Below are 26973 nucleotides of genomic sequence, written 5' to 3' on the forward strand. Positions count from 1 at the left end.
GCAGCTTATCGTTCTAAAGTGATAGCACGAGTATAAGCTTGGCAGATACTTTGATCCCCCGATTGCTTTGCTCGCCTTAATGCCACTTCTGCTTTTGCAAGGTATTGTTCAAAGTTTTGAGGTTCAAGGTAACCTGCAATCCCGATGTTAATCCCTTCGCCTAACTCGTTATCTTTCAATAAATCAATGCACTTCATGGCATATTGGTGAGTGTCACTGGCAGTAGTTTCAGGTAAAAAAATCAGCATTTTACCTAGTTGCCAGCTAACAATTTTATACGTTGAAGGCACATCAACCAATAAGGTGATTTCAATGTCTTTTTGGCGCTTTTCAATTTGGTCAATATCGCCTAAATGACTAAATAAACCATCGGGGCTAATATCAATCACCATTAAGCTCGACTGGGTACGAGTTGACTCAGACATGCCTCTAAACTGCTCTTCAAAGTCGCTCATACGCATCACAAAATTGCCTGACTGACCAATGACATGTTGGCCTTTTACCACCCCAGGGTGGGCACTGCTTTCATCTAAGGTGATGATGAGATACTCAAGTTCATTGTCGACAGTAAAATGGCCAGTAATGGTCAGCTTTAAACTTTGATCAAAATGGGCTTTGCTAAATGGCATTAACTGCGCTGACCAAGATCCTTGTAGTGGGATAGAGGTTAAAATGTTTTCCCATTGGCGGTGTAACTCTTGGCCAAGCAGTGGATGAATATGGGTTTCAGCAGTGGCAGCCGTTTCATCGTATTGCATAAGTTGATTAAAATGCTTATTAGTTTTAACAATTTGACCTTCAGCATCGGTTAACACAATCGCCACTGCCGCCTCTGACATCATTTGATATTGATTTGCTTGCTGCTGACTTTGGGTGAAAACGGTCATGTCGTAAAATGCCACTATCCAATGGTTGGTGTTTTTCGCTTCAAAGCTAATTGAAATATGGAAGACTCGTTGATCGTCTTCATTATTTAAGCCATGTTCACCAACCCAAGAGGTGCGGTTTTCAAATACTTGCTCTATTTGTTTGTAGACATCGTCGTTTATGTCAAAAATTCGCTGTAAGGTGCGATCGATTACTTCTTCGCTCGGTAAATTAATGTGCTTATAAGCAGCCGCATTCGCACAAACAATTCGGCCTCGATTATTAATAATCATGCAGCTGTTTTCGCTGCTAAATAACCCATGAGCTAAGGACATACTATTTATTTTGGCGCGTTTTTCTAAGTGGTAAAGCTGTCTAATGATGAACAGTAATGACGCCAATAAGCCAATGGTTAAGCCGACAAAAATTAATACCAACTTCCATTTGAAGAATTTCTTCGCGATATCATCATGACGAATATACGACATGACGTAGTATTCTCTAGTGGATTCGACCTGATGTGACATTTCTACTTTCAAGAACACAAATGTAGCGTCGTCGCTGTGGTATTGGCCATAATTATTTTTAGCCATGTTCTGCCATAACTCAGGGTAAGACAGACTTAAACTTGAACCCAGTGCATCTGGCATTCCCTTTAGTGGTTTGGCTTGGCTAGCGCCAGCGTATAAATAGCCTTTGGTGTCTAACAATAATAATGGTGAGGTTTGATCAAAAAATGCCGGTTTAATTGATTGTAGAATTTTAATCACCGAGTTGTAGGTGACCAAGTAACCTTTAACACTTTGATCTGGGTTTTCAATCCACGCTAATTGATACACGTAAGGTTCTAACGAGCCATTAATCGGCGTAAATGCCATTGGTGATGAATAGATATCATTGCCGCCAAGGGCGCGGTTGGGATCTAAAACCGAAGGCGGTAGTGACAAATCAATGATTTCATCAGAGCTGGCAAATTTGAGTTTACCTTCTGGACTAAATAGCGCTAAGCCCATCAGTTCAGGAATATTGCGTGAAAGAGAGTCCCACCGACTGATCAATGAGGCTTTTCTATCTGGGGTTGGGTTTTCTAAATACTGGCGAAGCAGTTCACCACGAGCGAAAGTGATCGTTCTAAACTTTAAAAAGTCGGTGCGTTCACCTGCAAGTGTGCCAACGGTTTGCAGTTCACTATAACGTTGCTCTGCCCAGTCATCTTGCAAGCTACGCTCACCCATTGAAATAAAAAGGTAAGTGATAATGGCAATGGCAATGTTAAGTAATAGCAGTTCACTTGCTAAGGATAAAATCTGCTTCCTTGACCAGCTAATGCTTTGGGTGGAAATGAGTAATGTTTTCGACGATTTATTGGTTTTTTTTCGTTTAAACATAATTTCTTAATCGGCACATTTTAGAAGTCAACATACTAACATGCATCTTTCTATTTGATGAACTACCGGTAACTGAAAAATCAACATAATGTTGATTTGACAACAATGGCAACAATTTTTTGATTGATTAACCGACAACATCAAGATGACGGTGCTTAAATTCGCAACCGGCTTGTTCGACAATTAAACGACATTGCTCAATATCGACCCCAGCTAATCCATCTATTGCGCTCACTTGCACTTGATTAATGAATTTAGGTGCAAGTTGAATAAACTCCAGTACCGCTGAGTAAGAGTTGGCCAATTTAGGTTGGCAATGCTCAAGATAACTGGCTTCAGTATTAGCGTTAAGTGACACTGATAAGCTATCAACACACTTAACCAGTTCGGGCAAAATATTACGCCGATGAAATAAATTACCTAATCCGTCAGTATTGACTCTTACCTTACCGCCGCGCGCTTTAATTTCAGTGGCAACCCCAATTAAACAATCTAAGTTTAAGGTGGGCTCCCCATAGCCACAAAACACGTATTCATCGAATTGACTTACATCGCCAAGCATTGGAATAACTTCTTGCGCAGTGACGGTACTTCTTAGATTTAAATCAAACTCATGGACTTGTTTTGACCCATTTTGCTTAGGACAAAATTGGCAACGTAACGTGCAGCGCCCAGTAATATTAAGGTAGCGACTTTGACGTATATCGTACACAAGTGTTGGGTCTGATAAATCAGTCATGAGGAAGTTTCGATAATTGTATAGTGTTTCTTAGGTTAGCGTATTTTGAGTCATGATTATGCAGCTTGGCTCGCAAATTAATGACGTTAATTTAAGCGCTTGCTCATGCTTGTTAACGTTGAAAAGGCTAACAAAAAGGGTTTTCAAGTCGCTGAATAACTTGAAAACCCTATAGTGGGAAATGTGGTGAGTCAGTTAAGCTAGTTATTTACATTCACCACGTCTTCTTTATTGAACGGCCACCACCATTGATAAAAACGTTGCAGTGCACGTTTAATATCATCAAGGATAAGGTATAACACCGGCACTAAAATCAAGGTCACGACGGTAGAGAATAAAATCCCAAATGCCAGTGACGTTGCCATTGGAATGACAATTTTAGCTTGTAAGCTTTTTTCCATAATAATGGGGGCTAAACCGACGAAAGTGGTTAATGAGGTTAAAATAATTGCTCTAAAACGGAAGCAACCTGCATCTATGGCAGCTTGTTTGATTGCTTGACCTTCTCGTCTTGCTCGGTTAACAAAATCAACCAGAATCAGCGAGTCATTCACGACCACACCTGCAAGGGCGACAATGCCACATAAACTCAATACGCTCATCGACAAGCCTAAAACAAAGTGACCAAACAATGCGCCAATCATACCAAATGGAATCACCGACATAATAATCATCGGCTGGCTGTATGATTTTAATGGAATGGCCATTAGGGCATAAATAGTAAACATGGCAAAAAAGAAGCCTTGTAATAACCCCACCATGGCATTTTGCTCATCTAAACTGCCACCATCGAGCGATGCTTCTACGTCAGGATATTGTTTAGTCAGTTCCGGTAGATATTGACTTTGCACTTGTTCAACAATTTTTGACGGTTCAACATTATTCTTATTCACGTTGGCGTTAATCGTGATGGCACGGCGACCGTCAACGCGCGTAATTGAAGAGTAAGAGTCACCGAGTTCAATTTCTGCCACGGTTGAAAATGGCACTGAAATACCATTTGAAGTGCGGATCATCATGTTTTCTAAATGCCCGATAGTGCGGCGCTGCTCAAGAGGGTAACGCACCATGACTTTCACTTCTTCTTTATTACGCAATATTCGCTGCGCTTCAAAGCCATAAAAACCATAACGTACTTGGCGAGCGAGATCTGACAAACTTAAACCTTGTGCTTGTGCCTCTGGACGAATGTTTAACCGAATCTCTTGGCTACCCGATGAGAAATTATCTGAGATGTCATAAACACCTTCATATGTGGCGAGTTTGGCTTTTAAATCGGCAGCGGCCGCAGCCAATTGTTCAAGATTGCTTGAGGTTAATCTAAAAGATAAGTCGCCCCCAGCGTTGTTGGTACTGGCACTAATATTAAGCTGTTTAACGCCGACCATTTCGGGTAACTGCTTACGCCATTGCTCAGCAATGGATACGCCATCGACTTCTCGGTCTTCACCTTTTGATAGCTCGGTAAACACAAATGCAGAGCTGCGAGAATTGAGTGAAATAAAACTGTGTTTCACCACATCTGTGCCATATTCTTGAGCCAATTTATCATTCATGGCATACAGTGCGTCTTCAATACTTTGCAGTGCTTTAAGGGTGTTTTGCTCTGACGTACCTTCATCCATTTCAAGTTGAACTTGGATAAAATCAGATGGAATGTCTGGGAAGAAGACCCAGCGGACTTTACCACTGGCCACTAATGACAGTGCAAGAATAAGCACGCCAATAAAGGTGGCGACGGTGGTGTAACGGTTTTTGATTGCAAACTCTAGAAAGTGGCGATATTTATGGTGGATAAAGAACTGTAATTGCTTATTTAATGCCAGCTTAAAACGTGAAAAAGGGTTATTTGAAGGCTGAGTGCGCTTGGTGATATTCATATGTGCTAAATGCGCAGGTAAAATCAGTTTTGACTCTACCAATGAAAAGGCTAAACATAAAATCACGACCATCCCAATCGATTGCCAAATAATGCCCATTGGCCCAGACACCATTAACATTGGGATAAAGGCGGCAATAGTGGTTAGTACACCAAAGGTGGCGGGCATAGCAACACGCTTCACGCCAATGACCACATTTTCAAGCGAATGACCATTTTTCTCAACTTCGGTGTAGGCACTTTCTCCCATGACAATGGCGTCATCGACCACTATCCCGAGGACCAAAATAAACGCGAATAAGGTCAGCATGTTAATCGACATACCAATCGGTTCTGTTGGCATTAATAACAATGAACCTAGGAAACACACTGGCAGCCCCATCATCACCCAAAACGCTAATTTGAGATCAAGAAATAACGCCAAAATAATAAACACTAACAATGCGCCGTAAAACATATTCGACAGCATCATGTTTAACCGACCTTCCAGATAGTGGGTTAAATCACCCCATGTATCGAGTTGCACACCATGCGGTAAGTCGGTTTTCTTTTGTGCAATGTACTGTTTAACTTGTTCTGAAATTGCTAATGCGTTTTGATCATCAATGCTAAGCACTTCAATAATGGCAGCAGGTTTGCCATTAAAGCGGGTGTAACCAATACGCTCTTCAAAGTCATCATTAATTTGCGCCACTTGTGATAATAAGATGCGGCTACCGTCGGCTTGGCTGCTCACGACAATGCGTGAGAAGTCTTCACCGGTATAAGCTTGGCCTTTGGTACGTAATAAAATGTCACCATCTTTAGCGCGAATAGCACCACCGGGTAAGTCGATTGACGAGCGCTGCACCGCTTGTGCTACTTGATCAAAGGTGAGGTTGTATTCACGTAATTTGTTTTCTGATAATTCAATGCCTATTTCATAGTCACGCACACCAGCCACTTGTGCCCTTGTCACAGCGGGTAAGCCGGTAATGTCATCACGTATTTGCTTAGCCATTTCTTTCATTTCATGCTGAGTTAAGTCACCATAAACGGAAATCCAAATCACGTTGTTTTCAGGCTTAATTTGGTAAATGTTGGGTTTTTCAATGTTGTCAGGGAAGGTAGAAATAGCATCGATGCGGATTTTGGCTTCATCGAGTACCTTTTGCACATCATAATCATCTTCTACTTCAATAGTGACAACACCAACGGAGTCACTAGCAACAGAAGTGACTTTTTTAATGCCAGTAACATCTTGGATCGCTTCTTCAATTTTTATATTAATGCCCTCTTCAATCTCTTGCGGGGCAGCGCCAGGGTAGGCGACATTAATATTGATTAAATTGAGTTCAAAAGTCGGGAAAACTTCTTTATTAATTAACTTAGCACTGAATAAGCCGCCCACAATTAACATAAACATGAGCAAGTTTGCCGCGACATTGTTGCGTGCAAACCAAGCGATAATCCCTGTTTGTTTTTCCATTAGGCATCCCCTGCCACATTTTGTTGGGAAGTTTGGTCACTCTTCGATGCAGGTGTTTCAATCGTGTCAGGTGTTTGCTCTCCTAACACTTTGACTTTTTGCCCCGTACGTAAAGCGCTGACATGGGAGATGGCTATGCGCTCACCTGTTGTTAAACTGTCTTTGATAAAAACATGGTCGACATCCGTGCGGACAATATTGACGCTGCGCATTTCAACGCTGTTGTCTTGTTTGATTATCGCTACTTGATTGTTACGCACCACAAAGCGGGGCAGCTTAACAATGTTATTAACCGAACGGCCTTTAATTACCGCAGTGACAAAGCTGCCATATTTAAGCGGTAATTTGCTCATGTCAGCTTGTTTTTGCATGTAAGGGTCGTTAATTTCTGCGACTAAGTACACCATGCGATTTTGTTCATCAACGACGTTTTCATTACGAATGATTTTGCCTACCCAACTTACATTTTTACCGGCTAATGATGAGGTTAACGTTACGCTGGTATCAGGATTTTCTATCGACTCTAAATAGGCTAAATCTTCATTGGCTAGTGGCAAACGCACTTCAGCAACGTTGATGTCGTAAAGCTCGCCCAGTTTTGTACCTAAAGTAATGTATTGGCCTAAATCGACACTGCGTTCTTTAATGATGCCGTCAAAAGGAGCACGAATAATTGTGCGTTCGAGGTTACGCTGAGCACGAGCAAGGGCTGCTTGTGCTGACTTTACATTGGCTTGTTCTTTTTTTAGCTGCGGAATACGCAAACCAAGTTCGGGAGCAACGCCACCGTCAAAGTCTTTAAATTCAATTTTAGCGACTTCACCACGGGCTATTTCTTCATCAAGGATGGCTTTAGCTTGTGCAAGTCCAGCCTCTGCCTGCATTAAATCTGCTTGGTAATCTGACGGTTCTATTTGGGCAAGTTGCTGGCCTTGCTTAACAATACCACCGGCAACGAATGCCGGAGAAAGCGCAAGTAAACGCCCTTGAACCTCCGTCACAAGTTGGGTTTTGTATTTAGGTTGTACCACGCCATAAGAGGGGAGATTTAACGATTCAGTTTGCGGTTTAGCAGTGATCACTTCTACGACTTGCAAGGTGATGGCTTCATCTTTTTGCTCAGGTTCTTCTTTGGTGTTGATTAATAATATAGCGCCTAATATGGCAATAATAAGAATGATAAAAGGTAGTAAAAAACGAAATATTTTCTTTAGCATTTTTTAAATGTATCCATACGTTTAAAGCGGTAGAAAGAAGATAACCTGTAACATATAGTCCTTGGCTGCATTTACAAAAAGAGTGTATTTAATAGCCAGTCGTACTGTATTGATACGCTACCAGAGTATGATAACGATAAAAACTGCTTTTTTGTAAATATTAGTGTTACAAAAGCGCAATAAGTGTAAGTAAATAAATGTTTTTTTATTACTTAGTTTTATCAATTATATCGAGCAGATAAGTGGAAGGGGGAAATGCACTGGCGGTTGTAAGGTATCGACCGGTATTGATGAGTGAGCTGCACTTGTTTGTGAATATTGTGCTGGGTGTCAAACATTGTAGATAATAAACAACCAACAGTCAGCATAGGCTGACTGTTAGCGATATTATTACGTGGCTATTTATGCTTGTTTTTTCTTTGGTTTTTTATACTTTTTAGATTTCTTCTTCGTATCGCCAGCTTTCCCCGCCTTGGCTTTTTTCTTGGTCGGCAGTTTTGCTTCTTTATTGTTGGGTCTTAATGACTCAATCACGCGGCGTTTTAATGGTTGCTCAATATAACGCTCGATTTTAGACACAATGCGCATGTCGTGTGCTTCAACTAATGAAATAGCAGTACCTTTAGCGCCAGCACGGCCAGTACGGCCAATACGATGCACATAGGTGTCAGCTGAACGCGGCATATCATAGTTAATCACGTGGGTAATATCGTCAATATCAATCCCACGGGCTGCTACGTCGGTGGCTAATAAAACGTTTACTTCGCCTTTGGTGAAGCGCCCTAGTGCTTGGAACCGTTTCTTTTGTTCCATATCACCGCGCATAAACGAACAAGGGATGTCTGCTTTAAGCAGTAATCCTTCAAGGCTTGCTACTACATCACGAGTTTTTACAAACACGATGGCACGCTTTACATCTTCTTGTTTTAGTAAGTTGCAAAGTAAGGCAAACTTATGCGCTTGATCGTCAGCTAAATGCATCCACTGATGGATTTTGGCTTTTTCACTACGTGGTGCTTCTACGTCAATCACTGCAGGAGTGGTTAATAGTTCGCGTGCAAAACGGTCAACCCCACCTCCTTCTAATGTGGCAGAAAACAACATGTTTTGTTTACGACCTTGTGCTTCTAATGCAATAGATTGCACCGCAGTAGAAAAGCCCATGTCTAACATGCGGTCGGCTTCATCAATAATCAGTAGCTCGATAGACGTGGCGCTGAATTTCTTTTTATCAAGATATTCAAGTAACCGACCCGGTGTGGCGATTAATATGTCGATGTTGGTTTCAAGCGCTTCTTCTTGTGGTGCATAAGGAACACCACCAGTAATTAAGCTAATCGACAAGTTTAAGTTAGTTGCAAGGTGGCTAGCATAACGATGAGTTTGGCTAGCAAGCTCACGAGTCGGACTTAAAATAAGTACCCGAGCTTGGCCGTCATAACGACGTGGGAAATCAATTAAATGTTGTAAAGCAGGTAAAAGGAAAGTGGCTGTTTTACCTGTTCCAGTCGGCGCACGCGCTAAAATATCCTGCTGCTCCATCGCTAAAGGAATGGTTTCTTGCTGGATAGTTGTTGGGCTTTTATGTCCCATCGCCTTTAGTGAATCTAGTAGGCGGTGGTCAAGGTCAAAATCTTCAAATAACATGCACGTGGGTCTCGCTGGAAAATAGCCAAGTAGTATAACTTATCAACGATGAATGACTAAAGCTTTAAGTAAAAATCTCGACATAAATTGCTCATTTGTTGACTGTAGTGGCCATTTTTGTCCTGTATATGTAATTTCTGCAACTTATCCATTTGTCGGATGGTCTGGTCTAACAATGTTGGCAGAGTCGATTGCGTTAAGGTGAGTAAAACCCGAGTGGCGGGTTTATGTTCAACGGTGGCGACATTCACTTGTTGTCTTAAGGCCATTGAGGTTGATGATAACGCGTCAGTAAAGGCATTTAATGAGTTGATAGGCAATATGAAATTAGCTTGACCTGCAGGGGCAAGCAATTTTTCAACGACGTTAAGCAAGGTCGTAAACGTTAGACTGTTGCTGTGACGTGCATTGGCGCGTTGACCGTTGTTGGCTTGTGGACCATTGTCAAAATAAGGTGGGTTACACACAATGTGATCAAAGGGAGTGGTGAGCGTATTTGCGACTTGTTGTAGAGCGCCTTCAATTACTGCAATCTTTTGTGGCCACGGTGAATTGGCGATATTTTCTCGAGATTGCTTGACCGCCTGAGGGTCTATTTCAATCGCAGTAATATGCACATTGGCGCTTGTACGCTGCGCGGCCATTAAACTTAAAATGCCGCTACCACTGCCTATGTCTAAAATCGTAAATAGATCTTTTGGTGTCGATGATGCTTGAGTGACAATATTTGTTGTTTGATGTGGAGCAGAAAAATCAGCCCCCACAGAATCTTGTAACACCTTTGATGGTATCGTTGCCCAAGCCCCTAATAATACCGCGTCAGTACTAATACGCATTCCGCATAAATCGTCATTGATATGAAACTGTTTAAAGGTAAAAGGCATGGACTTTATGCTGAGGATGAACCAGGGGGATTAGTGTAACTTGGTGTTAGTTATTTCGCTATCTCCAAAGCCGTATCAATATGGAGTGATGCCAATTAATGGTAAGCGGTATTAATTGATGAACAATGTGCTTGTTTAGTGGCTACGACATTAACAACTGCATTACCAATAATGTTGAATTACTGGTTTGAATGTGATGTTTAGGTTGCGTTATTGGTGGGTATGTTGATGCTGTTAGGCGAATTTAAATAATTGTGCCTGCGGCGCTTGTATGATGATTTCTTCTTTGATACTTGTTGCTGATGAGGGATATAAACGCTGTATTGAAAGTGTGACTAATCGTATTGACCATAAAACAGTGACATTATTCTCGCTACCCAATGACAATTTTCACAGCTATTATTACATTCACTGATAACTTATATTTTACATGTGACGTTAAGTGTTCGCACCAATGGTAGATAAAATGTGAGTAATCCCTTAAGTTAAAAAAATACTTATAATCATAATAGGAAGTAATCGCGTGCATTCGAGCAATATGACCCTAACAGATACGTTAGGACTTGGTTTTATGACCTTCGCCTTCTTTTTGGGCGCAGGTAACCTTATTTTCCCCCCTTTTGCTGGCATGTTAGCCGGTGAAAATATGCCAATGGCGATGATTGGTTTCTTAATTACGGCTGTTGGTTTACCGCTCATTGGTTTAATTGCTGTGGCAAAAGCCAAAGGCAAAATCATGTCAATGCTGCCAGCGTTTGCTGCCACTGCATTAGCGGTGTCGATTTATATCATCATTGGCCCTGCATTTGCCGCCCCAAGAACCGGATTAGTTGCGTATGAAATCGGCGCAAGACCTTTTATTGAAAACCCTGACGCGATATTGATGCTTGGCGGGTTGAGTTTGAATGTTGCCCAGCTTATCTATTCTTTTGTCTTTTTCGGTATTGTGATGGTGCTGTCGCTATTTCCTGGCAAATTATTAGATAACGTCGGTAAGGTATTAACTCCTATTCTCATTTTATTATTGATTGCATTGGCATTGTCGGTGTTAATTATTCCGGGGTCAGAAGTCGGCGCACCAACAGGCGATTATCAACATAACGCCCTGATTAAAGGCTTTGTTGAAGGCTATAACACCATGGACACCTTAGCGTCATTAATGTTTGGTATGTTGATTATCGACTTACTACGCAAAAAGGGCATTAATGAATCGGGACAACAAACTAAATACTTAATTCGTGCTGCAGTGATTGCTGCAAGCGGATTAGCCTTTGTCTACATTTCATTGTTTTTTTTAGGCGCAACGGCAGGTGAATTAGGGGCTGGGGTTGATAATGGTGGTCAAATTTTGACTAATTATGTCAGCCATGAATTTGGCACGTTAGGTACTGTTATGTTGTCGACAGTTGTTACCTTGGCATGCTTAACGACTGCGGTTGGGTTGGTTTCTGCTTGTTCGGACTTCTTTAGCGAATTGCTACCGAAAATCAGCTATAAACAATTTGCGGTTTTCTTTAGTTTAGTGTGTGCGACCATTGCCAATGTCGGACTGTCTGAACTCATTAAAATCAGTATTCCGGTATTAATGACGGTTTACCCTGTGGCAATTGCATTAGTACTTGTGACTTTCTTAACGCGTTTTTATCCCAATCCACAGTTTGCGCATCGGGCTGTGTTGGCCATTGCATTATTCTTTGGTATTTTTGATGGCATTAAAGCTGCCGGCTTTGAGGTAAACATCTTTAATTGGATCCCATTGCAAAGTGAAGGCATGGCATGGGCTATTCCAACGTTATTAGTGATGGTCGCTTGCCTGTTTATTCCTAAGGCAAAAACAGCCGCTTAAATAAGAAAAGCTAGAGACAATGAAGGGCGCTATGGTATGTTTTCATCCATAGCGCCTTTTTATTAAGTAAAGTTGTGACATCATCTTCATCTACAGAACCATTAATCGACACCTTTTTAGATGACCTTTGGTCTCATAAAGGGGTGAGTGATAACACCCTTGTTTCTTATCGCACTGACCTGCAGCACTTTCATCGCTATATCAGCAAACATCAGTCCACATTAATTAAGGTTAGCAGTGACAATGTGCGTGAATATTTGAGTTTTCGGGTTGAGCAAGGTTATGCCAAATCGAGTACCGCCAGACTGCTCAGCAGTTTACGGCGGTTTTACGGCTATTTAATTCGCACTAAAATGATCCGTGAAGATCCCATCGCATTAATTGAGTCTCCTAAACAAGCTCGGCATTTGCCTGATGCATTAACCGAGGCGCAAATTGATAGTTTACTTAATGAACCAAACATTGATGATCCCATTGAGTGTCGTGACAAAGCGATGCTAGAAGTCTTGTATGCAAGTGGTTTACGGGTGACCGAGTTGGTCAGTTTAACCATGGAACAAATGAGTTTGAATCAAGGCTTGGTGCGCATTGTTGGTAAAGGCGGTAAAGAACGCTTAGTACCATTAGGCGAGTTAGCGGTGAGTGAGGTGATGGCTTATATTAAGTCTGCTCGGCCAATATTGCTTAATGAAAAAACCTCAGATGTGTTGTTTCCTTCTAAGCGTGGAAAAATGATGACCAGACAAACATTTTGGCATCGAATTAAACTCTATGCATTAAGAGCAGGTATTTCATCGCCGTTATCCCCACATACTTTGCGCCATGCATTTGCGACGCATTTATTAAATCATGGTGCAGATTTACGTGTCGTTCAATTGCTATTAGGCCACACCGACTTATCGACCACCCAAATTTACACCCATGTCGCGAAGGCGCGATTACAGCAAATACATCAAACCCATCACCCTCGTCGTTAATTGACATATTTCGAGTAGCAAAAATGCGGATTTTATTTGCGTTAGACCATTATTAACGGTAACTTTTGCTCATTAGGTCGGGTCTTGTATTCGTGAACCCGTAAAATTAGGAATTCATATGAAAGTCAGTAAGTCATTGGCCCTTGTCGTTGGCCTTATTTTTACCCCGATAGCCCTTGCCGCAACACCAACTTATACCAAAGAAGAAGTGTTAAAACAAAAGTTAACCGAAGTCATTGGCGTTGATGTTGTTTCAATGAGTAAAGCGCCAATTGACGGACTTTACCAAGCCATTACCGATCGCGGTGTGTTATATATCACTGAAGACGGCAGCAAACTTTTCCATGGCAATATTTATGACATGGAAAATCAAATGAAAAACCTTACTGAAGCGTCACTTGCAGGTCCGCGTTTGGCGATGTTAAAACCTTTTGAAGATAAAATGTTGGTATATAAAGCTAAAGACGAAAAATACGTTGTCACAGTCTTTACCGATGTTGATTGTGCCTATTGCCGTAAATTGCATAGCCAAATGCAAGAATACAATGACCTTGGTATCACCATTCGTTACTTAGCCTACCCACGCCGCGGTATTCCGTCTGCTAATGCTGATGAAATGAAAGCGGTTTGGTGTTCTAAAGATCCATTAAAAGCAATGACTGACGCCAAAGAAGGGGAGCAGATTAAGCCTGCTGATTGTGATATTGATATTGCGGCGCAATACAAGCTAGGTCAAACCTTTGGTATTAGTGGCACACCCGCCATCGTATTAGCCAATGGGACTATTGTGCCAGGTTACCAACCACCACAACAGTTACTGAAGACGATTGAAAGAAATCTATAGTCAATAAAGTCTACCAAGGTGAACGTTAGGTTCACCTTTTTTTTCTGTTTTTTTGCTATTAAAAGGTCTGCATGTCCCATTCTATTGTTCGTCGCGCACAAGTTGATGACTCCCACCTTAATGCCATTGATTCGCCTTTATTAAGGCAGTTATATGCACGTCGAGGCGTGTTGACAGAGCAATATGATTTAACCCTAAAGCATTTATTGCGCCCAGAGCAGATGAAAGGCATTGATATTGCCAGCAATATTGTTGCTGACGCCATTGCTGAGCAGCGCGCGATTATGATTGTCGGAGACTTTGATGCCGATGGCGCGACATCTACCACGGTGTGTTTGTTGGCGTTGCAAATGATGGGGGCCACCAATGTCAGTTATTTAATTCCTAATCGATTTGAATACGGTTATGGATTAAGCCCTGAAATTGTCAGTGTTGCTCACCAGCGTGGAGCACAACTGTTAGTGACCGTTGATAATGGTATTTCATCGATAGAAGGGGTGGCGGCGGCAAAAGCGGCAGGTATGCAAGTGGTGGTAACAGATCATCACTTACCGGGGCGGGATATACCCAATGCTGATGCCATTGTTAACCCTAACCAGCTTGGGTGCGAGTTTGCCAGTAAGTCGATTGCAGGTGTAGGGGTCGCTTTTTATCTTATGTCCGTATTACGAGCCACCTTAGCTAAGCGTGGTTGGTTTGTTGATAACAATATTGCCGAGCCAAACTTAGCCAACCTATTAGACATTGTGGCGCTAGGTACAGTGGCTGATGTCGTGGCGCTTGATGCCAATAATCGCCGCTTAGTACAAGCGGGTATGCAGCGGGTGAAAGCCGGGCGTTGTCGCCCAGGTATCACCGCATTGCTTGAGGTCGGTAAGCGTGACCCACAAAAATTAGTGGCAGCTGACTTTGGCTTTGCAGTTGGTCCGCGCCTCAATGCGGCAGGGCGGTTAGATGAAATGGCATTAGGCGTAGAAACGCTGTTATGCAATGACATCATGCGCGCAAGGCAAATGGCAGCAGAACTTGATGGCCTCAACCAAGAGCGCCGCGAGTTAGAAGCAGGCATGCAGCAAGAAGCGTTGAAGTTTATTGAAGCCATGTCGCTAAATGAAGACGAGTTGCCGTGGGGAATAGCTTTATTTCAAGATGATTGGCATCAAGGGGTGATTGGCATTGTAGCGTCGCGCATTAAAGACCGTTATCACCGCCCGGTGATTGCTTTTGCAGATGCAGGAGAAGGTGAAATAAAAGGCTCTGCTCGCTCAATTAAAGGCTTGCACATGCGTGACTTGCTTGATGCGATTAACACTCAACACCCTGGAATGATCATTAAATTTGGTGGTCATGCGATGGCGGCGGGGTTGTCGTTACATGCTGCGCGTTTTCAGGATTTTTGCCAAGCGTATGATGATATGGTCAAAAAGACGTTAAACCCCGAGGCGTTAGCAGGAGAAGTGTTGTCAGATGGCGAGTTAAGCGTTGAACAACTTAACCTTGAAACTGCGCACATGCTTAGACAAGCTGGCCCTTGGGGGCAAGCGTTTGAAGAACCGGTATTTGACGGCTATTTTAAAATTTTACAGCAACGCATTGTGGGTGAAAAACACCTTAAACTCCTCGTTGAAACTGAATGCGGCAGTTTAATGCTTGATGCCATCGCCTTTAATATTGACCTTGATATTTGGCCAGACGCCACCATTAACCATGCAAGAGTGGCATTTAAGTTAGATGTAAATGAGTATCGCGGTAATCAAACGGTGCAGTTAATGGTTGAGTATATCGAGCCTATGTAATGGCTATTGGCCCTGCTAATATGCTTTAAATCCATTGAACACTCACATCTGTTAAGCTGTTTATAATGTGCCATTACCGCCAGAATGCTACTTTAGCGCGCAAGTATTACAATCATATCAACATGGCTGACTGGTACTTAAATAAGGCGTTAAGCTTGAGTTTATTGTATGGGGAATGAATGGCCGATTTAATATTCAAGCCAAACAGTTAAAGGTTAAAGCACAACAATATTGATAATGTGAGTCAAGGCCAAATCCAAATAGCAGATACAAAAAAGCCTCGCAATGCGAGGCTTTTTTAGCTGCCGATATTATCAGCACCTTAGAATATGGTGCCCGAACCCGGAATCGAACCAGGGACACGAGGATTTTCAATCCTCTGCTCTACCGACTGAGCTATTCGGGCAACGGGCGCTATTAAACGGTTTTTATGCCTCGGAGTCAAACTGTTTTTTAAAAAAACTGATTTTATGCATTTGTTTGTCTAACTTTTCCACAAACAGAGTGTTTAGTAAGCTAAGGTAGGGGGAATACGTATCATTGATTGGAATGACGATTAAATCGTGAAGTTCATCATTGAATAAGATAACGAATGAAATTATTTCAATCAATTAGTGAATGAAAAATGGCTTATTCTCGGTCTTGTTATTAACCCGTTAATTCCCCCGACTTTTGAGAGCAAACAATTGTATTGGCAACAGAAACTCATTCATTTTAGTTATAAACGTCCGCTGCTGATATTTACCGCCTTGCTCACCTTACTTATTTGGGCAACATTGGGGATCATGCGGGTAGATTTAGACGTCAATTTTAACGATTACTTCGCTAAAGATGATCAAGGTTTTATTGGCGTGACACAGCTTGGGCAGCATTTTGATCGTAACGATCAATTTTTAATGTTGTTAGAGTCACCTCAAAGTTGGCTGCAATTAAACCGCAAACAACAACTGCAACACTTTATCAGTGAGCTTAATCAAGACAGCTTAATTGATAATGTTTCTGGCTATGCCGATTTTATCAATCCATCACAGCAGCATTCGCCTATTTTAAGTTACAAACACCATCCACGTTTGCCTTTAGTGCTGTCAAAAGATAGCAAAGCCATCATTTTAACCCTCGCCTTTAATCAGTCTGACCGCCATTTATTTCATAACACGACCTTATGGAGAGAGCATCATATTGATCGCATTAATGCCTTGGCACAAACATACTGGCAAGCTAACGATGTGAATGTGTTTTTAAACGGGACTGAGTCGCTTAACTGGCAATACATTAAAGTGTTGCGCCATGACTTAAGTTGGTTTGGCCCTGGTTTAGCTATCATTGTGGTACTAATGGCAATGAGCTTTATTCGTTCGCGTTGGTGGCTGGCTGCCATTGCCTTAAATTGTATGATTACCTTATGGGTCACCTTGGGCGTTGCTGGGTGGTTTAATTTAACCTTAGCGGCTATTAGTGCATTTATTCCTGTTATTGTGGTCACGCTGTCTTTAGCGTATTCAGCTCATTTATATTTAGGTTGGTGTCAGCGCATTAACACTTCGGTTGGTGAACGTGATGCTGAGCATCACGTTAACCAGCATAGTAACCATCCTATGCATACTGGTAACAACAGTATCAATCACGGCGCAGTCCCTGCTGCATTACTCAATAGCTTTAATGACAACCGTAGCCCGTTATTTTTTGCCACCTTAACCACCACTATTGGCTTTGCATTGTTGGTTGTTAGCCCATCACCTCCTATTCAAGCATTCGGTATTTTGGTGGCGGTTGCAGTGGTATGTCATTATATTTTATGTCACAGCTTATTGGTGTTATTGGCATCAAAAGCCACCACGACGTCAACCAAAGATAAACAGGCTACATCGGCCTCAATGGCACACCTTCATGGCTTTGCAAGTGTGACTAAATTAGCGCAGTTAGCCACAGCACATCGCAAAAAAGTGTGCGCTTTGGTGCTGACTTTGTCAGCCCTAGGCGCAGTTAGTAGTGCTAAGTTAACCTTAAATGACGATCCTTTGAGTTATTTTCCTGACGACAATCCATTTAGCTTGTCGCATAAAAAAATGCAGCAATATTTTTATGGCATTAACATGTTGCATTATGAGGTGCATACTGAACCTTATGCCATTTACGATAAAGCCTATTTGTCCTTCCTCTATAAGTTTTCCCGTTATTTAAAACAACAACCGGAAGTTAAAAAAGTGCTTCATGTTGGTGACTGGGTAAAAAGTTCTGGTTTAACCGCAAGCCAATTTAAGCGAATTGTTGAGCACAACACCGTGGCGCAATTAGGTGTTCAGGCCGAAATCTCTCAAGGCTTTAAATCAAGTTTAATGACACTGTATTTACACTCATTAAGCGCAAGGCAAATGGTAGACTTTGAAACCAAAGTAAACGCTTGGTTAATAGACAATAATCCTCAATTGACGTTAAGTCCCGCACTGAGCAGTAATTTGTTGTTTGCGCATTTATGTTTAGAGAATGCCAAAAGCATGTTGGCATCGTTTGCACTGGCATTGCTGTTGCTGTCGGTTATTTTGGGGATGCTAAAACGTAGCGTGGTGTTTGCTATTGTTGGTTTACTGCTTAACTTTTTGCCTTTGTTGTGGATGTTTGGTGTTTGGCAAGCCTTTGGCGGTTTTATCAGTTTAGGTAGCGCTGTGGTACTGGGCATTATGCTGGGTATTATTGTCGATGACACTTTACACCTAATGCTCAAACTACCTTCTACAAGTCAAGATTTACCATCACATGCGTCATCAAGTACAGCCCTTAATGCGCCCTCCCCACCAATAACTGAAACTGAAGTTACCCATGCTTTTTGGGCAAGTTATCGTCATATTATCCCGGTTGTGACCTTCACCACATTGACGTTAGTTTTAGGGTTTGGCATCGGATTATTGTCAGACTTTGGCCCCATTGCTCAACTGAGTTTATTGTCATGCATTGTTATTTCATTTGCGTGGATATTTGATGTACTGGTGCTGCCCGTTATTTACCATTGGTTAATCCGGAGGCCATTATGAGGCGATGTTTCGGTAAGGCGACCGTGCCAAGTGTGAGTCAACATAATAACGCGTGGCGCTTACAAGATTGGATAAGCCTACAACATGACCGTCCACTGCAATTTAACGATAAGCAGTCAGAAATGATGACCTGTTTATTACCTTTATTATTATGCGGTGAGCAATCTGCGCAGTTGGTTTTTAATCAAGAAATTGCTCGGCTCAATAATGGTGATGATGACCTTATTAAGATGCAGCGGCAATTGTTAATTAATGCCCTAAGAGAAGTGGAGTCGGACGAATGCCGTCATGATATTGCCCTGCAACAAGTGACCGACAATCTGCCGGTATTAACCGATACCATTAAGGTGCAGCGCATGGCAAAACGTTTTTATACTCAACTTGGCAGGGTTGATAACTACCAACAGCACTTTGTTAGAATTGCCACCTTAGATACTTGCGTGACACACATAATGCATGCTTTTGAACACGGTAAATTAGGTCGCACGCATCGCTTTAGTCAGCTGTGCGGCTTAATAAAAAAAGATGAAGCTAAACATGTGTATGTCAGTCGCCATCACGCCATATTATTAGGTGCAACTAGTGATAATTTTGCTCAGCAGCAAGAAGTAGTGAGCAAAGACTTATTTAGGCTATTAACCACTCAAGACAAAGCCTTTGAACATATGGGGGTGTGTTTAGATGATTTACACAAAAAACTGGAGCGAAAATGGCAGTAAAATTTGCCGCACATGATTTATCTTTATATGCCGTTGCCCATCAATTACCTCATGCGCAGGTCACCAATGAGGTGTTATTAGCTGCTTTAAGTGAGCGTTGTGGCCGCCTTGCTGCGCGCAAAGCAAAAAGTATTACTAAACGCCTGGGTATTGAAGGACGGCACTTAACGCGCGACTTAACCCAAGCGACCAGCACGACGTCTCCTTCAAGTATTGAACTTAGCCAACAAGTGCTGACTAGAGCCTTAGCGCAAGCAGGCTTGTCAGCAAATGATCTCGACTATTTAATTACTCATACTTGCACGCCACATACCCAAGTACCGCCTAATGCGGCATGGCTTGCCGATGTATTGGCATACCATGGGCCTTATTTAGAATTGCGCCAAGCGTGTACTGGTTTTGCCAATGGATTACAAATCGCCTCAGCCTTTTGTCATGCAAGTCAGCAAGCCGTTGCCATTGTTGGGGTTGAAACTGGCTCGGTGTATTTTGATATGGACAAAGCATTTATTGATACCGAGCAGTTGGTTAATTACGTGCAAATGGGCGATGGCGCCGCGGCGACGATTGTTGGCCCTAAACATGCTAATAAAGCCATTATTTCTGATATTTATTTAGGCCAGGTAGGCCATCAAAAAACACCCGGTTTTTATCTTGATTCAGGCTCAAAAGATGTCGGTGATAAACACATGGCGCGTTTTCATCATAATACTCAAGCGGTGCGAGAGCAGGGCAGCCAATTATTTGAACTTGGCTGGCAAGCATTGCAAAGTCGCGGCTATCAGCTGGACGACTTTGCTTATATTTTACCGCATCAGGCCAATGGCCATATTGATGTGCTAATGGCTCAAGCGTTAGGCATAAGCCCACAGCGGATTGTTAATGATGCCAAACAATGTGGAAATTTAGGCTCCGCAGCCATTTGGGTCAGTCTGGCTAAGTTAATTCATTCAGGAAAACTACGACATGGTGAGAAAGTCGCGATACTTGGTGCGGAGGCGACGAAATATTTATATGGTGGTTTTGTCTACCAACACCATGAAGGCATCAATATTTAATCATCATTTTAAATAACAAAAACAAAAAGCCCGATGCAATATCGGGCTTTATTCATTTTAGCGTAGTAAAGCAGACAGTATATGTGTTGCGTTACTATGACTTGACTATAAGGCTAATGCTTTACTGTCAGGGTAGTTCGCTTTTAATACTGATAATGCATTTTGCTTAAGTTTATCTTGGCCTAACTCGTCATAAGCTTTTACCATAATTTCTAATGCGCGTTCCGTTGACGGCGTTCCAGGGAACTTCTCCAGTACAACTTGTCCACGACCTGCTGCAGCACTCCATGCACCCATTTTGATATAATATTCTGCAACTTTAATTGAATATTTTGCTAAACGGTTTTTTAAATAATGCATCCGCTTTTCAGCGTCAGCTGCATATAAACTGTTTGGGTAGGTTTTAATTAATCGCTCGAAATCTCGGAATGCTTCTTGGGCATTTTTAGGATCGCGATCGGTACGATCAATATTCATCATTTCATGGAATAAATAATTATCCGCCTGCATATTGGTTAAACCACGCAAATAATAAACGTAATCAATATTTGGGTGGGTTGGATTTAAGCGAATAAACCTGTCGATATTGGCAATACCAGAAGCAACATCATCCATCTTGTAATAAGCAAAAATTAGGTCAAGCTGCACTTGGGTTTTGTGGGCGCCAAATGGGTAACGAGAGTCTAATGCTTCTAAAGAACGGACTGCTTTGGAATAATTCCCTAATTCCATCGAAGTGCGAGCTTGTTTATAAAGGACTTCTGGAGAGGCTTTATTTACAATGTCATCTTCATCAGATTGGTTGCTACTACAAGCAGTTAGTGTCAATGACGCTATGATAATTGCGATACCTTTTGCATATTTATACATACTTGAATTCAATTCTTTTATAAGTTGTTGTTAAGAATTTTTCCATTTCACGGTAAAATAGAAAACATCCGATTGTAACAGATAGCACATTCACTTTGGACCCTTTTATGGGGTACGGTTCATATGACACAAGAGATTAATCTAAAAAGCGAAATCACAGCAATACAAACCGGTTTAAGATTGGACAGAGCTTTAGCCGAATTGTTCCCTGATTATTCGCGTACACGCATCAAAGAATGGATCCTATCTGGTGCAGTTAGCGTTGACGGTATCACAGTTGATAAGCCACGGGAAAAGGTTTTTGAAACACAAGTGATTGAAGTCGCTGCCACCCTTGAGGAAGAAGTCAAAGCCCAAGCTCAAGCTATTGACCTTGATATCGTCTATGAAGACGACCATATCATTGTAGTTAATAAACAAGCGGGTTTAGTGGTTCATCCTGGTGCAGGTAATGCTGATGGCACATTAATGAATGCACTATTGCATCATCATCCAGCGATTGAGCATGTCCCAAGAGCTGGGATTGTTCACCGTTTAGATAAAGACACTACCGGTTTAATGGTGGTAGCTAAAACGGTTGAAGCGCAAACGCATTTAGTTGCCGCGCTGCAAGCTCGTGAAATTATCCGCGAATATGAGGCGATTGTCACAGGCACGATGACGGCTGGTGGCATGGTTGACGAGCCGATAGACCGTCACGAAACCAAACGGACGCAAATGGCGGTCATTCACGGTGGTAGACCTTCTGTCACGCATTATCGTGTTGCAGAAAAGTTCCGCGCCCATACTCGATTACGTTTGCGCCTAGAAACTGGTCGTACTCACCAAATTAGGGTGCACATGGCGTATATTGGCCATGTATTGGCAGGCGATCCTGTTTATGGTGGTCGTCCTCGTCCACCAAAAGCGGCAAGTGAAGAATTTTTCAATGTATTGAAAGACTTTAAGCGTCAAGCTTTGCATGCGGTGCGTTTAGAGTTAGCCCATCCGTTTACTTGTGAAGTGATGACTTGGCATGCGCCAGTGCCAGATGACATGGTGCAATTGGCTAAGGCGATGCGTAAAGATTTAGAGCTTAACCCTATCGAGTACATCTAATGTGGCAACATGAGTGGCCAGTACCTGAAAATGTGGGCTTAGCATTTACTGACCGTTTTAACGGTGTCAGCCGAGCGCCTTTTTCAAGTTTAAATGTGGGTACTCATGTGGGGGACGACATTAACCTCGTCGCCCAAAATCGCCAATTATTAGTTAAGCAATTGGCTCTTCCTGCAGAGCCAATTTGGCTTGAACAAGTCCATAGCACCATCGTGCTGAATAATCCGCAACCAAAGACATTGCCTTTTACGGCCGATGGCAGTTACACCAATCAAGCTCATATCGTTTGCACGGTGATGACCGCAGATTGTTTACCGGTGGTGATATGCAATAAAGCAGGCACAGAAGTCGCAGCTGTGCATGCTGGTTGGCGCGGTTTATGTCATGGCATTATTGAACAAGCACTGCAAATGTTTAACGCTTCGCCATCACAATTAATGGCGTATTTAGGCCCAGCAATAGGCCCGCAGCAATTTGAAGTAGGCGCAGAAGTCAGACAAGCGTTTATTGATAAACAACCTCAAGCGCAGGTATGTTTTCGCCCGGTAACTGCCAGCAATCACACCTCTTTTAATCATTCGCTTGAATCATCTCCTTCCTTATTACCGCAAAAATATTTGGCCAATATATATCAACTAGCACAGCAGCGATTAACCGCAATGGGTGTGAACGATATATATAGTAGCGATGAATGTACGGTATCAAACCTCGATTTTTTCTCTTATCGACGCGAGCAACAAACCGGCCGCCAAGCAACATTGGTGTGGCTAAAGTCATAATAAGCGATGTAACAGTACCTTTTTGAAGTGTGGTTTGTGCATTTTTTTAGAGAGGGATGCCATTGACGTTATTGCGCAGTGCTTTTTATAAGCTTAATTAAATACACACCGCCAAGTACATGTTTTGCCATTTTAGTCGCTGTGATTAACACTTGAAAATATGCAAATCATCCCCATAAATAGAAGTAGTTGCGCTTTATTAAAAAGCCTAAATTTTCATAATAGTACCAGATAATAGGAAGTGATATGAGACTTGATCGTATGACTAACAAATTTCAAATAGCTATTTCTGATGCCCAGTCGTTGGCGCTAGGGCGTGATCATCAATTTATTGAGCCTACGCATTTAATGATGGCGTTGTTAAATCAAGACTCCGGCTCGATTCATCCATTGTTAACCCAAGCGGGAATTAAAGTGAGCGTATTACGCTCTAAATTAAGCCAAGACCTTGAACGTCTTGCGCAGGTTGATGGCATTGGCGCAGACGTGCAGTTGTCTCAAGGGCTCATTCGGTTATTAAATTTGTGTGATAAGTTGTCGCAAAAGCGCAAAGATAAATACATTTCATCTGAACTGTTTATTTTGGCTGCCTTAGAGGGGAATGATGCTTTAGCCAAAGCGTTGAAAGAGTCGGGTGCAACCAAACCATTAATGGAACAGAGCATTGAGCAAATGCGCGGCGGCCAAAATGTGGATGACCCTAACGCCGAAGATCAACGTCAAGCGTTGAAAAAATTCACCGTTGATTTAACTGAGCGTGCCGAGCAAGGTAAGTTAGACCCTGTGATTGGCCGTGACGATGAAATCCGCCGCACGATTCAAGTCTTGCAACGTCGCAGTAAAAACAACCCAGTGTTAATTGGTGAGCCAGGTGTCGGTAAAACAGCCATTGTTGAAGGGCTTGCACAACGTATTGTTAATGGCGAAGTCCCTGAAGGCATTAAAAACAAACGCGTATTGTCGCTAGATATGGGCTCACTGATTGCAGGGGCTAAATATCGTGGTGAATTTGAAGAACGCTTAAAGGCAGTACTTAATGAGCTTGCCCAAGAAGAGGGCCAAGTCATTTTATTTATCGATGAACTGCACACCATGGTTGGTGCAGGCAAAGGCGAGGGGTCAATGGATGCTGGGAATATGCTTAAACCAGCACTTGCCCGAGGTGAGCTGCATTGTGTTGGCGCGACAACCTTAGATGAATATCGACAATATGTTGAAAAAGATGCCGCACTAGAACGTCGTTTTCAAAAAGTGGTGGTCGATGAGCCTAATGTTGAAGACACCATTGCCATTTTGCGCGGGTTAAAAGAGCGTTACGAGCTACATCATCATGTTGAAATAACCGATCCTGCCATCGTGGCGGCGGCCAGTATGTCTCACCGCTATATTTCTGATCGTAAACTTCCCGATAAAGCCATCGACTTAATTGATGAAGCAGCATCGAGCATTCGTTTGCAAATTGACTCAAAACCAGAAACCCTTGATAGGCTTGAGCGCCGTGCGATTCAGCTAAAGCTAGAAGAACAAGCTTTAGCTAAAGAAGAAGACGAAGCTAGCCGCAAACGCTTAACGCATTTACAGCTTGAGTTAAAAGATGTTGAAGTTAACGCCAACGAACTAAACGAAATTTGGCATACCGAAAAAGCAGCCCTTGCTGGTACCCAACATATTAAAGCCGATTTAGAACAGGCACGAATGGACTTAGAGGTTGCGCGCCGGGCTGGCGACTTAACGCGTATGTCAGAGCTGCAATATGGCCGTATTCCAGAGCTTGAAAAACAATTAGATTTAGCATCGCAAGCTGAAATGCAAGACATGACATTACTGCGTAATAAAGTCACTGATGTTGAAATTGCTGAAGTCTTGTCGCGTGCGACAGGTATTCCAGTCGCAAAAATGCTGGAAGGGGAGCGAGAAAAGCTCCTTAATATGGAACAAGCACTGCATGAAAGAGTCATTGGTCAAGATGAAGCCGTTAATGCCGTATCTAATGCGATTCGTCGAAGCCGCGCAGGATTAGCTGACCCTAACCGTCCAATTGGTTCGTTCTTATTTCTCGGCCCAACAGGTGTTGGTAAAACTGAGCTGTGTAAATCACTGGCAAAATTTTTATTTGATACCGAAGCCGCAATGGTTCGTATCGACATGTCTGAGTTTATGGAAAAGCATGCTGTATCAAGACTAGTAGGTGCGCCTCCAGGATATGTGGGTTATGAAGAAGGTGGCTACTTAACTGAAGCCGTGCGCCGTAAACCCTATTCGGTTATTTTACTTGATGAAGTAGAAAAAGCGCATCCAGACGTATTTAATATTTTATTGCAAGTGCTTGATGATGGACGTTTGACTGACGGCCAAGGTAGAACCGTCGATTTTAGAAATACCGTTGTGATCATGACATCAAACTTGGGTTCTGAAGTTATTCAAGAACAATTTGAGCAGCTTGATTATTCAAACATGAAAGCGCAGGTGATGAACGAAGTAACGCAATCATTTAGACCGGAGTTTTTAAACCGTGTAGATGAAAGCGTCGTATTTCACCCGTTGGCGGCAGATCATATTACGTATATTGCTAAAATTCAGCTACAAAACCTCAAAGCAAGGTTAGCAGAAAAAGAGTATGGTCTTAGTGTTACGCCGCAAGCTTTAGCGTGGGTGGCGGAGGTAGGCTTTAATCCTGCATATGGTGCAAGGCCATTAAAAAGGGCATTGCAGCAAGAAATAGAAAATCCATTAGCGCAGCTGATATTAAAAGGGACGTTAATACCGGGTAAAACGATTCGTGTAGAATTAGTTAATGAACAACTCGCCTTTTCCCAATAGATAACAACATAAATAGATATTGAGTTAGCGCTAAAAGTGAAGATGAAATAGTTGAATATAAAGAAGGGAGCATAAGCTCCCTTCTTTATATGTTATTAAGGTTATTTACAGAATAACTTTTGTCGCTCTGTATTTTCAGCTATAGCTTGTTTTTTCTGTTTATCAGTGAGTTGTTCTGTCTCACCTGTTTTTTCATTTTTTCGAGTTAAGCGTTGATAGGTAGTCAGTACAGATAAACTGTGTTTGGCACTATCACATAGTTTTTTAGCTTGTTCTTTATCAGTAGCATTAATAATCGCGGCAGACTTTTCTAACTCTGTCATATCATGCTTTGTTTCTGCTTTCTTCTTTGGCGCCAGATACCCTGTTTTACCTGGCTCAATATTTTCACTATAAAGTTTGGTTGCTACAACGCCTTTGGGGGCTTGCTCACTATAGTGGGAAACGCCTTGTTCATCGACCCAAGTGTAAATAACGCCAGCTGTTGCCAGTGGACTCATTGCTAACAGCAACGTTAAAGTAATTGTGCGGCAATATGTCATGTCATTCCTATCTATGTCATTTCCTTCTTTAATAAAACCAAAATAGGCTATCTGTCATAGAAATCCAATCATTATTAGGAAAATAACTCACAGCGAGGAAATAAATAGGCCGATAAATAAAGCTATAGTGAGTAAAAAGATAAACATCTTCACGCAGACATCGCTCAGTTACACAATAAGACAACTCCCTAATGTTGCAACATGCGAAACTTACCCTCAGTTTGTGGCAATGATAGAAATAAAACACAATTAATAAGCGCTAATTATCCCCCAAAAGCCTACTTTTCAAATTAAACCTATATTAGAGATGAGATGATTGTCAGTTGAAACCTTGTTAAAAAGCCTAAAGGGTGTACTTTTTTTAATCATATTGGTTAAAAAATAAGGTAATTGCTGTAATGCTAATCAAGTGGAGAGTTTTTTTAAATAAACCTTAAAAAAGCCCTTGCGCCGTTCTCAAATCTGCCTATAATGCGCATCCACTGACACGGCATAACAGCTTCTGC

The 26973-nt window shown here is 42.1% G+C and carries 18 protein-coding genes and 1 tRNA gene; 10 read left to right on the forward strand and 9 right to left on the reverse strand.

Features of this window, described 5'->3' with window-relative positions; all coding sequences use genetic code 11:
* Nucleotides 1-5 precede the first annotated feature (5 nt).
* From G3R48_RS15680 to G3R48_RS15705, 6 genes are all read right to left on the reverse strand, one after another.
* Nucleotides 6-2255 (reverse strand): PAS domain-containing protein, encoded by a 2250-nt coding sequence (locus G3R48_RS15680; RefSeq protein WP_153666161.1) that lies wholly within the window; start codon nt 2253-2255, stop codon nt 6-8.
* A 127-nt stretch (nt 2256-2382) separates the two neighbouring features.
* Nucleotides 2383-2994, reverse strand: coding sequence for a TatD family nuclease-associated radical SAM protein (locus tag G3R48_RS15685; RefSeq protein ID WP_153666162.1), 612 nt, complete (start codon nt 2992-2994; stop codon nt 2383-2385).
* 200 nt (nt 2995-3194) lie between these two features.
* Nucleotides 3195-6341 carry an efflux RND transporter permease subunit gene (locus G3R48_RS15690; protein ID WP_153666163.1) on the reverse strand — a complete coding sequence of 1049 codons (3147 nt, stop codon included), beginning with the start codon at nt 6339-6341 and terminating at the stop codon, nt 3195-3197.
* A complete protein-coding gene (locus tag G3R48_RS15695) occupies nt 6341-7558 on the reverse strand; it encodes an efflux RND transporter periplasmic adaptor subunit (protein WP_153666164.1) in 1218 nt (405 codons plus the stop codon). Before G3R48_RS15695 ends, G3R48_RS15690 begins: the two co-directional genes overlap by 1 nt.
* 402 nt (nt 7559-7960) lie before the next feature.
* Nucleotides 7961-9205 carry an ATP-dependent RNA helicase SrmB gene (gene srmB, locus G3R48_RS15700; protein WP_153666165.1) on the reverse strand — a complete coding sequence of 415 codons (1245 nt, stop codon included), beginning with the start codon at nt 9203-9205 and terminating at the stop codon, nt 7961-7963.
* A 56-nt stretch (nt 9206-9261) separates the two neighbouring features.
* Nucleotides 9262-10089 carry a tRNA1(Val) (adenine(37)-N6)-methyltransferase gene (locus G3R48_RS15705; protein ID WP_153666166.1) on the reverse strand — a complete coding sequence of 276 codons (828 nt, stop codon included), beginning with the start codon at nt 10087-10089 and terminating at the stop codon, nt 9262-9264.
* Nucleotides 10090-10627: 538 nt separating this feature from the next.
* Between G3R48_RS15705 and brnQ the strand changes: the two genes are divergently transcribed.
* From brnQ to recJ, 4 genes are all read left to right on the forward strand, one after another.
* Nucleotides 10628-11935, forward strand: coding sequence for a branched-chain amino acid transport system II carrier protein (brnQ, locus tag G3R48_RS15710; RefSeq protein ID WP_153666167.1), 1308 nt, complete (start codon nt 10628-10630; stop codon nt 11933-11935).
* A gap of 74 nt (nt 11936-12009) precedes the next feature.
* Nucleotides 12010-12912 carry a site-specific tyrosine recombinase XerD gene (xerD, locus tag G3R48_RS15715; RefSeq protein ID WP_212593390.1) on the forward strand — a complete coding sequence of 301 codons (903 nt, stop codon included), beginning with the start codon at nt 12010-12012 and terminating at the stop codon, nt 12910-12912.
* A 118-nt stretch (nt 12913-13030) separates the two neighbouring features.
* On the forward strand, nt 13031-13756 hold the full coding sequence (gene dsbC / locus G3R48_RS15720) for a bifunctional protein-disulfide isomerase/oxidoreductase DsbC (protein ID WP_153666168.1): 726 nt from the start codon (nt 13031-13033) through the stop codon (nt 13754-13756).
* A gap of 71 nt (nt 13757-13827) precedes the next feature.
* Entirely contained in the window at nt 13828-15552 is a 1725-nt protein-coding gene (recJ, locus tag G3R48_RS15725; protein ID WP_153666169.1) for a single-stranded-DNA-specific exonuclease RecJ, read from the forward strand.
* A gap of 330 nt (nt 15553-15882) precedes the next feature.
* On the opposite strand, the gene G3R48_RS15730 is transcribed toward recJ, so the two are convergent.
* A tRNA-Phe gene (locus tag G3R48_RS15730) sits at nt 15883-15958 on the reverse strand.
* 280 nt (nt 15959-16238) lie between these two features.
* Here G3R48_RS15730 and G3R48_RS15735 point away from each other — a divergent pair.
* The 3 genes from G3R48_RS15735 to G3R48_RS15745 are packed head-to-tail and all read left to right on the forward strand — an operon-like array spanning nt 16239 to nt 20358.
* Nucleotides 16239-18581, forward strand: a complete 2343-nt coding sequence (locus G3R48_RS15735) for an efflux RND transporter permease subunit (RefSeq protein ID WP_153666170.1) — start codon at nt 16239-16241, stop codon at nt 18579-18581.
* 32 nt (nt 18582-18613) lie between these two features.
* Nucleotides 18614-19300 (forward strand): hypothetical protein, encoded by a 687-nt coding sequence (locus tag G3R48_RS15740; RefSeq protein WP_153666171.1) that lies wholly within the window; start codon nt 18614-18616, stop codon nt 19298-19300.
* The gene (locus tag G3R48_RS15745; protein WP_153666172.1) at nt 19291-20358 is read left to right on the forward strand and encodes a 3-oxoacyl-ACP synthase III family protein; all 1068 of its coding nucleotides are present in this window, start codon (nt 19291-19293) and stop codon (nt 20356-20358) included. Before G3R48_RS15740 ends, G3R48_RS15745 begins: the two co-directional genes overlap by 10 nt.
* A 105-nt stretch (nt 20359-20463) precedes the next feature.
* Here G3R48_RS15745 and G3R48_RS15750 read toward each other — a convergent pair whose 3' ends face one another.
* Complete coding sequence (locus G3R48_RS15750; RefSeq protein ID WP_153666173.1) at nt 20464-21228, reverse strand: outer membrane protein assembly factor BamD; 765 nt, start codon at nt 21226-21228, stop codon at nt 20464-20466.
* Between the two features lie 123 nt (nt 21229-21351).
* On the opposite strand from G3R48_RS15750, the gene rluD reads away from it, so the two are divergent.
* The 3 genes from rluD (at nt 21352) to clpB (ending at nt 25925) form a co-directional block, all read left to right on the forward strand.
* The gene (rluD, locus tag G3R48_RS15755) at nt 21352-22326 is read left to right on the forward strand and encodes a 23S rRNA pseudouridine(1911/1915/1917) synthase RluD (RefSeq protein WP_153666174.1); all 975 of its coding nucleotides are present in this window, start codon (nt 21352-21354) and stop codon (nt 22324-22326) included.
* Nucleotides 22326-23105 (forward strand): peptidoglycan editing factor PgeF, encoded by a 780-nt coding sequence (gene pgeF, locus G3R48_RS15760; RefSeq protein ID WP_153666175.1) that lies wholly within the window; start codon nt 22326-22328, stop codon nt 23103-23105. The genes rluD and pgeF overlap by 1 nt, the downstream gene beginning before the upstream one ends.
* 246 nt (nt 23106-23351) lie before the next feature.
* Complete coding sequence (gene clpB, locus G3R48_RS15765) at nt 23352-25925, forward strand: ATP-dependent chaperone ClpB (protein ID WP_153666176.1); 2574 nt, start codon at nt 23352-23354, stop codon at nt 25923-25925.
* Between the two features lie 101 nt (nt 25926-26026).
* Here the strand turns inward: clpB and G3R48_RS15770 are convergent, their stop codons facing one another.
* Entirely contained in the window at nt 26027-26467 is a 441-nt protein-coding gene (locus tag G3R48_RS15770; protein WP_153666177.1) for a DUF4124 domain-containing protein, read from the reverse strand.
* Nucleotides 26468-26973 lie beyond the last annotated feature (506 nt).

The organism is Shewanella intestini, from assembly GCF_018221465.1.
Taxonomy (GTDB): Bacteria; Pseudomonadota; Gammaproteobacteria; order Enterobacterales; family Shewanellaceae; genus Shewanella; species Shewanella intestini.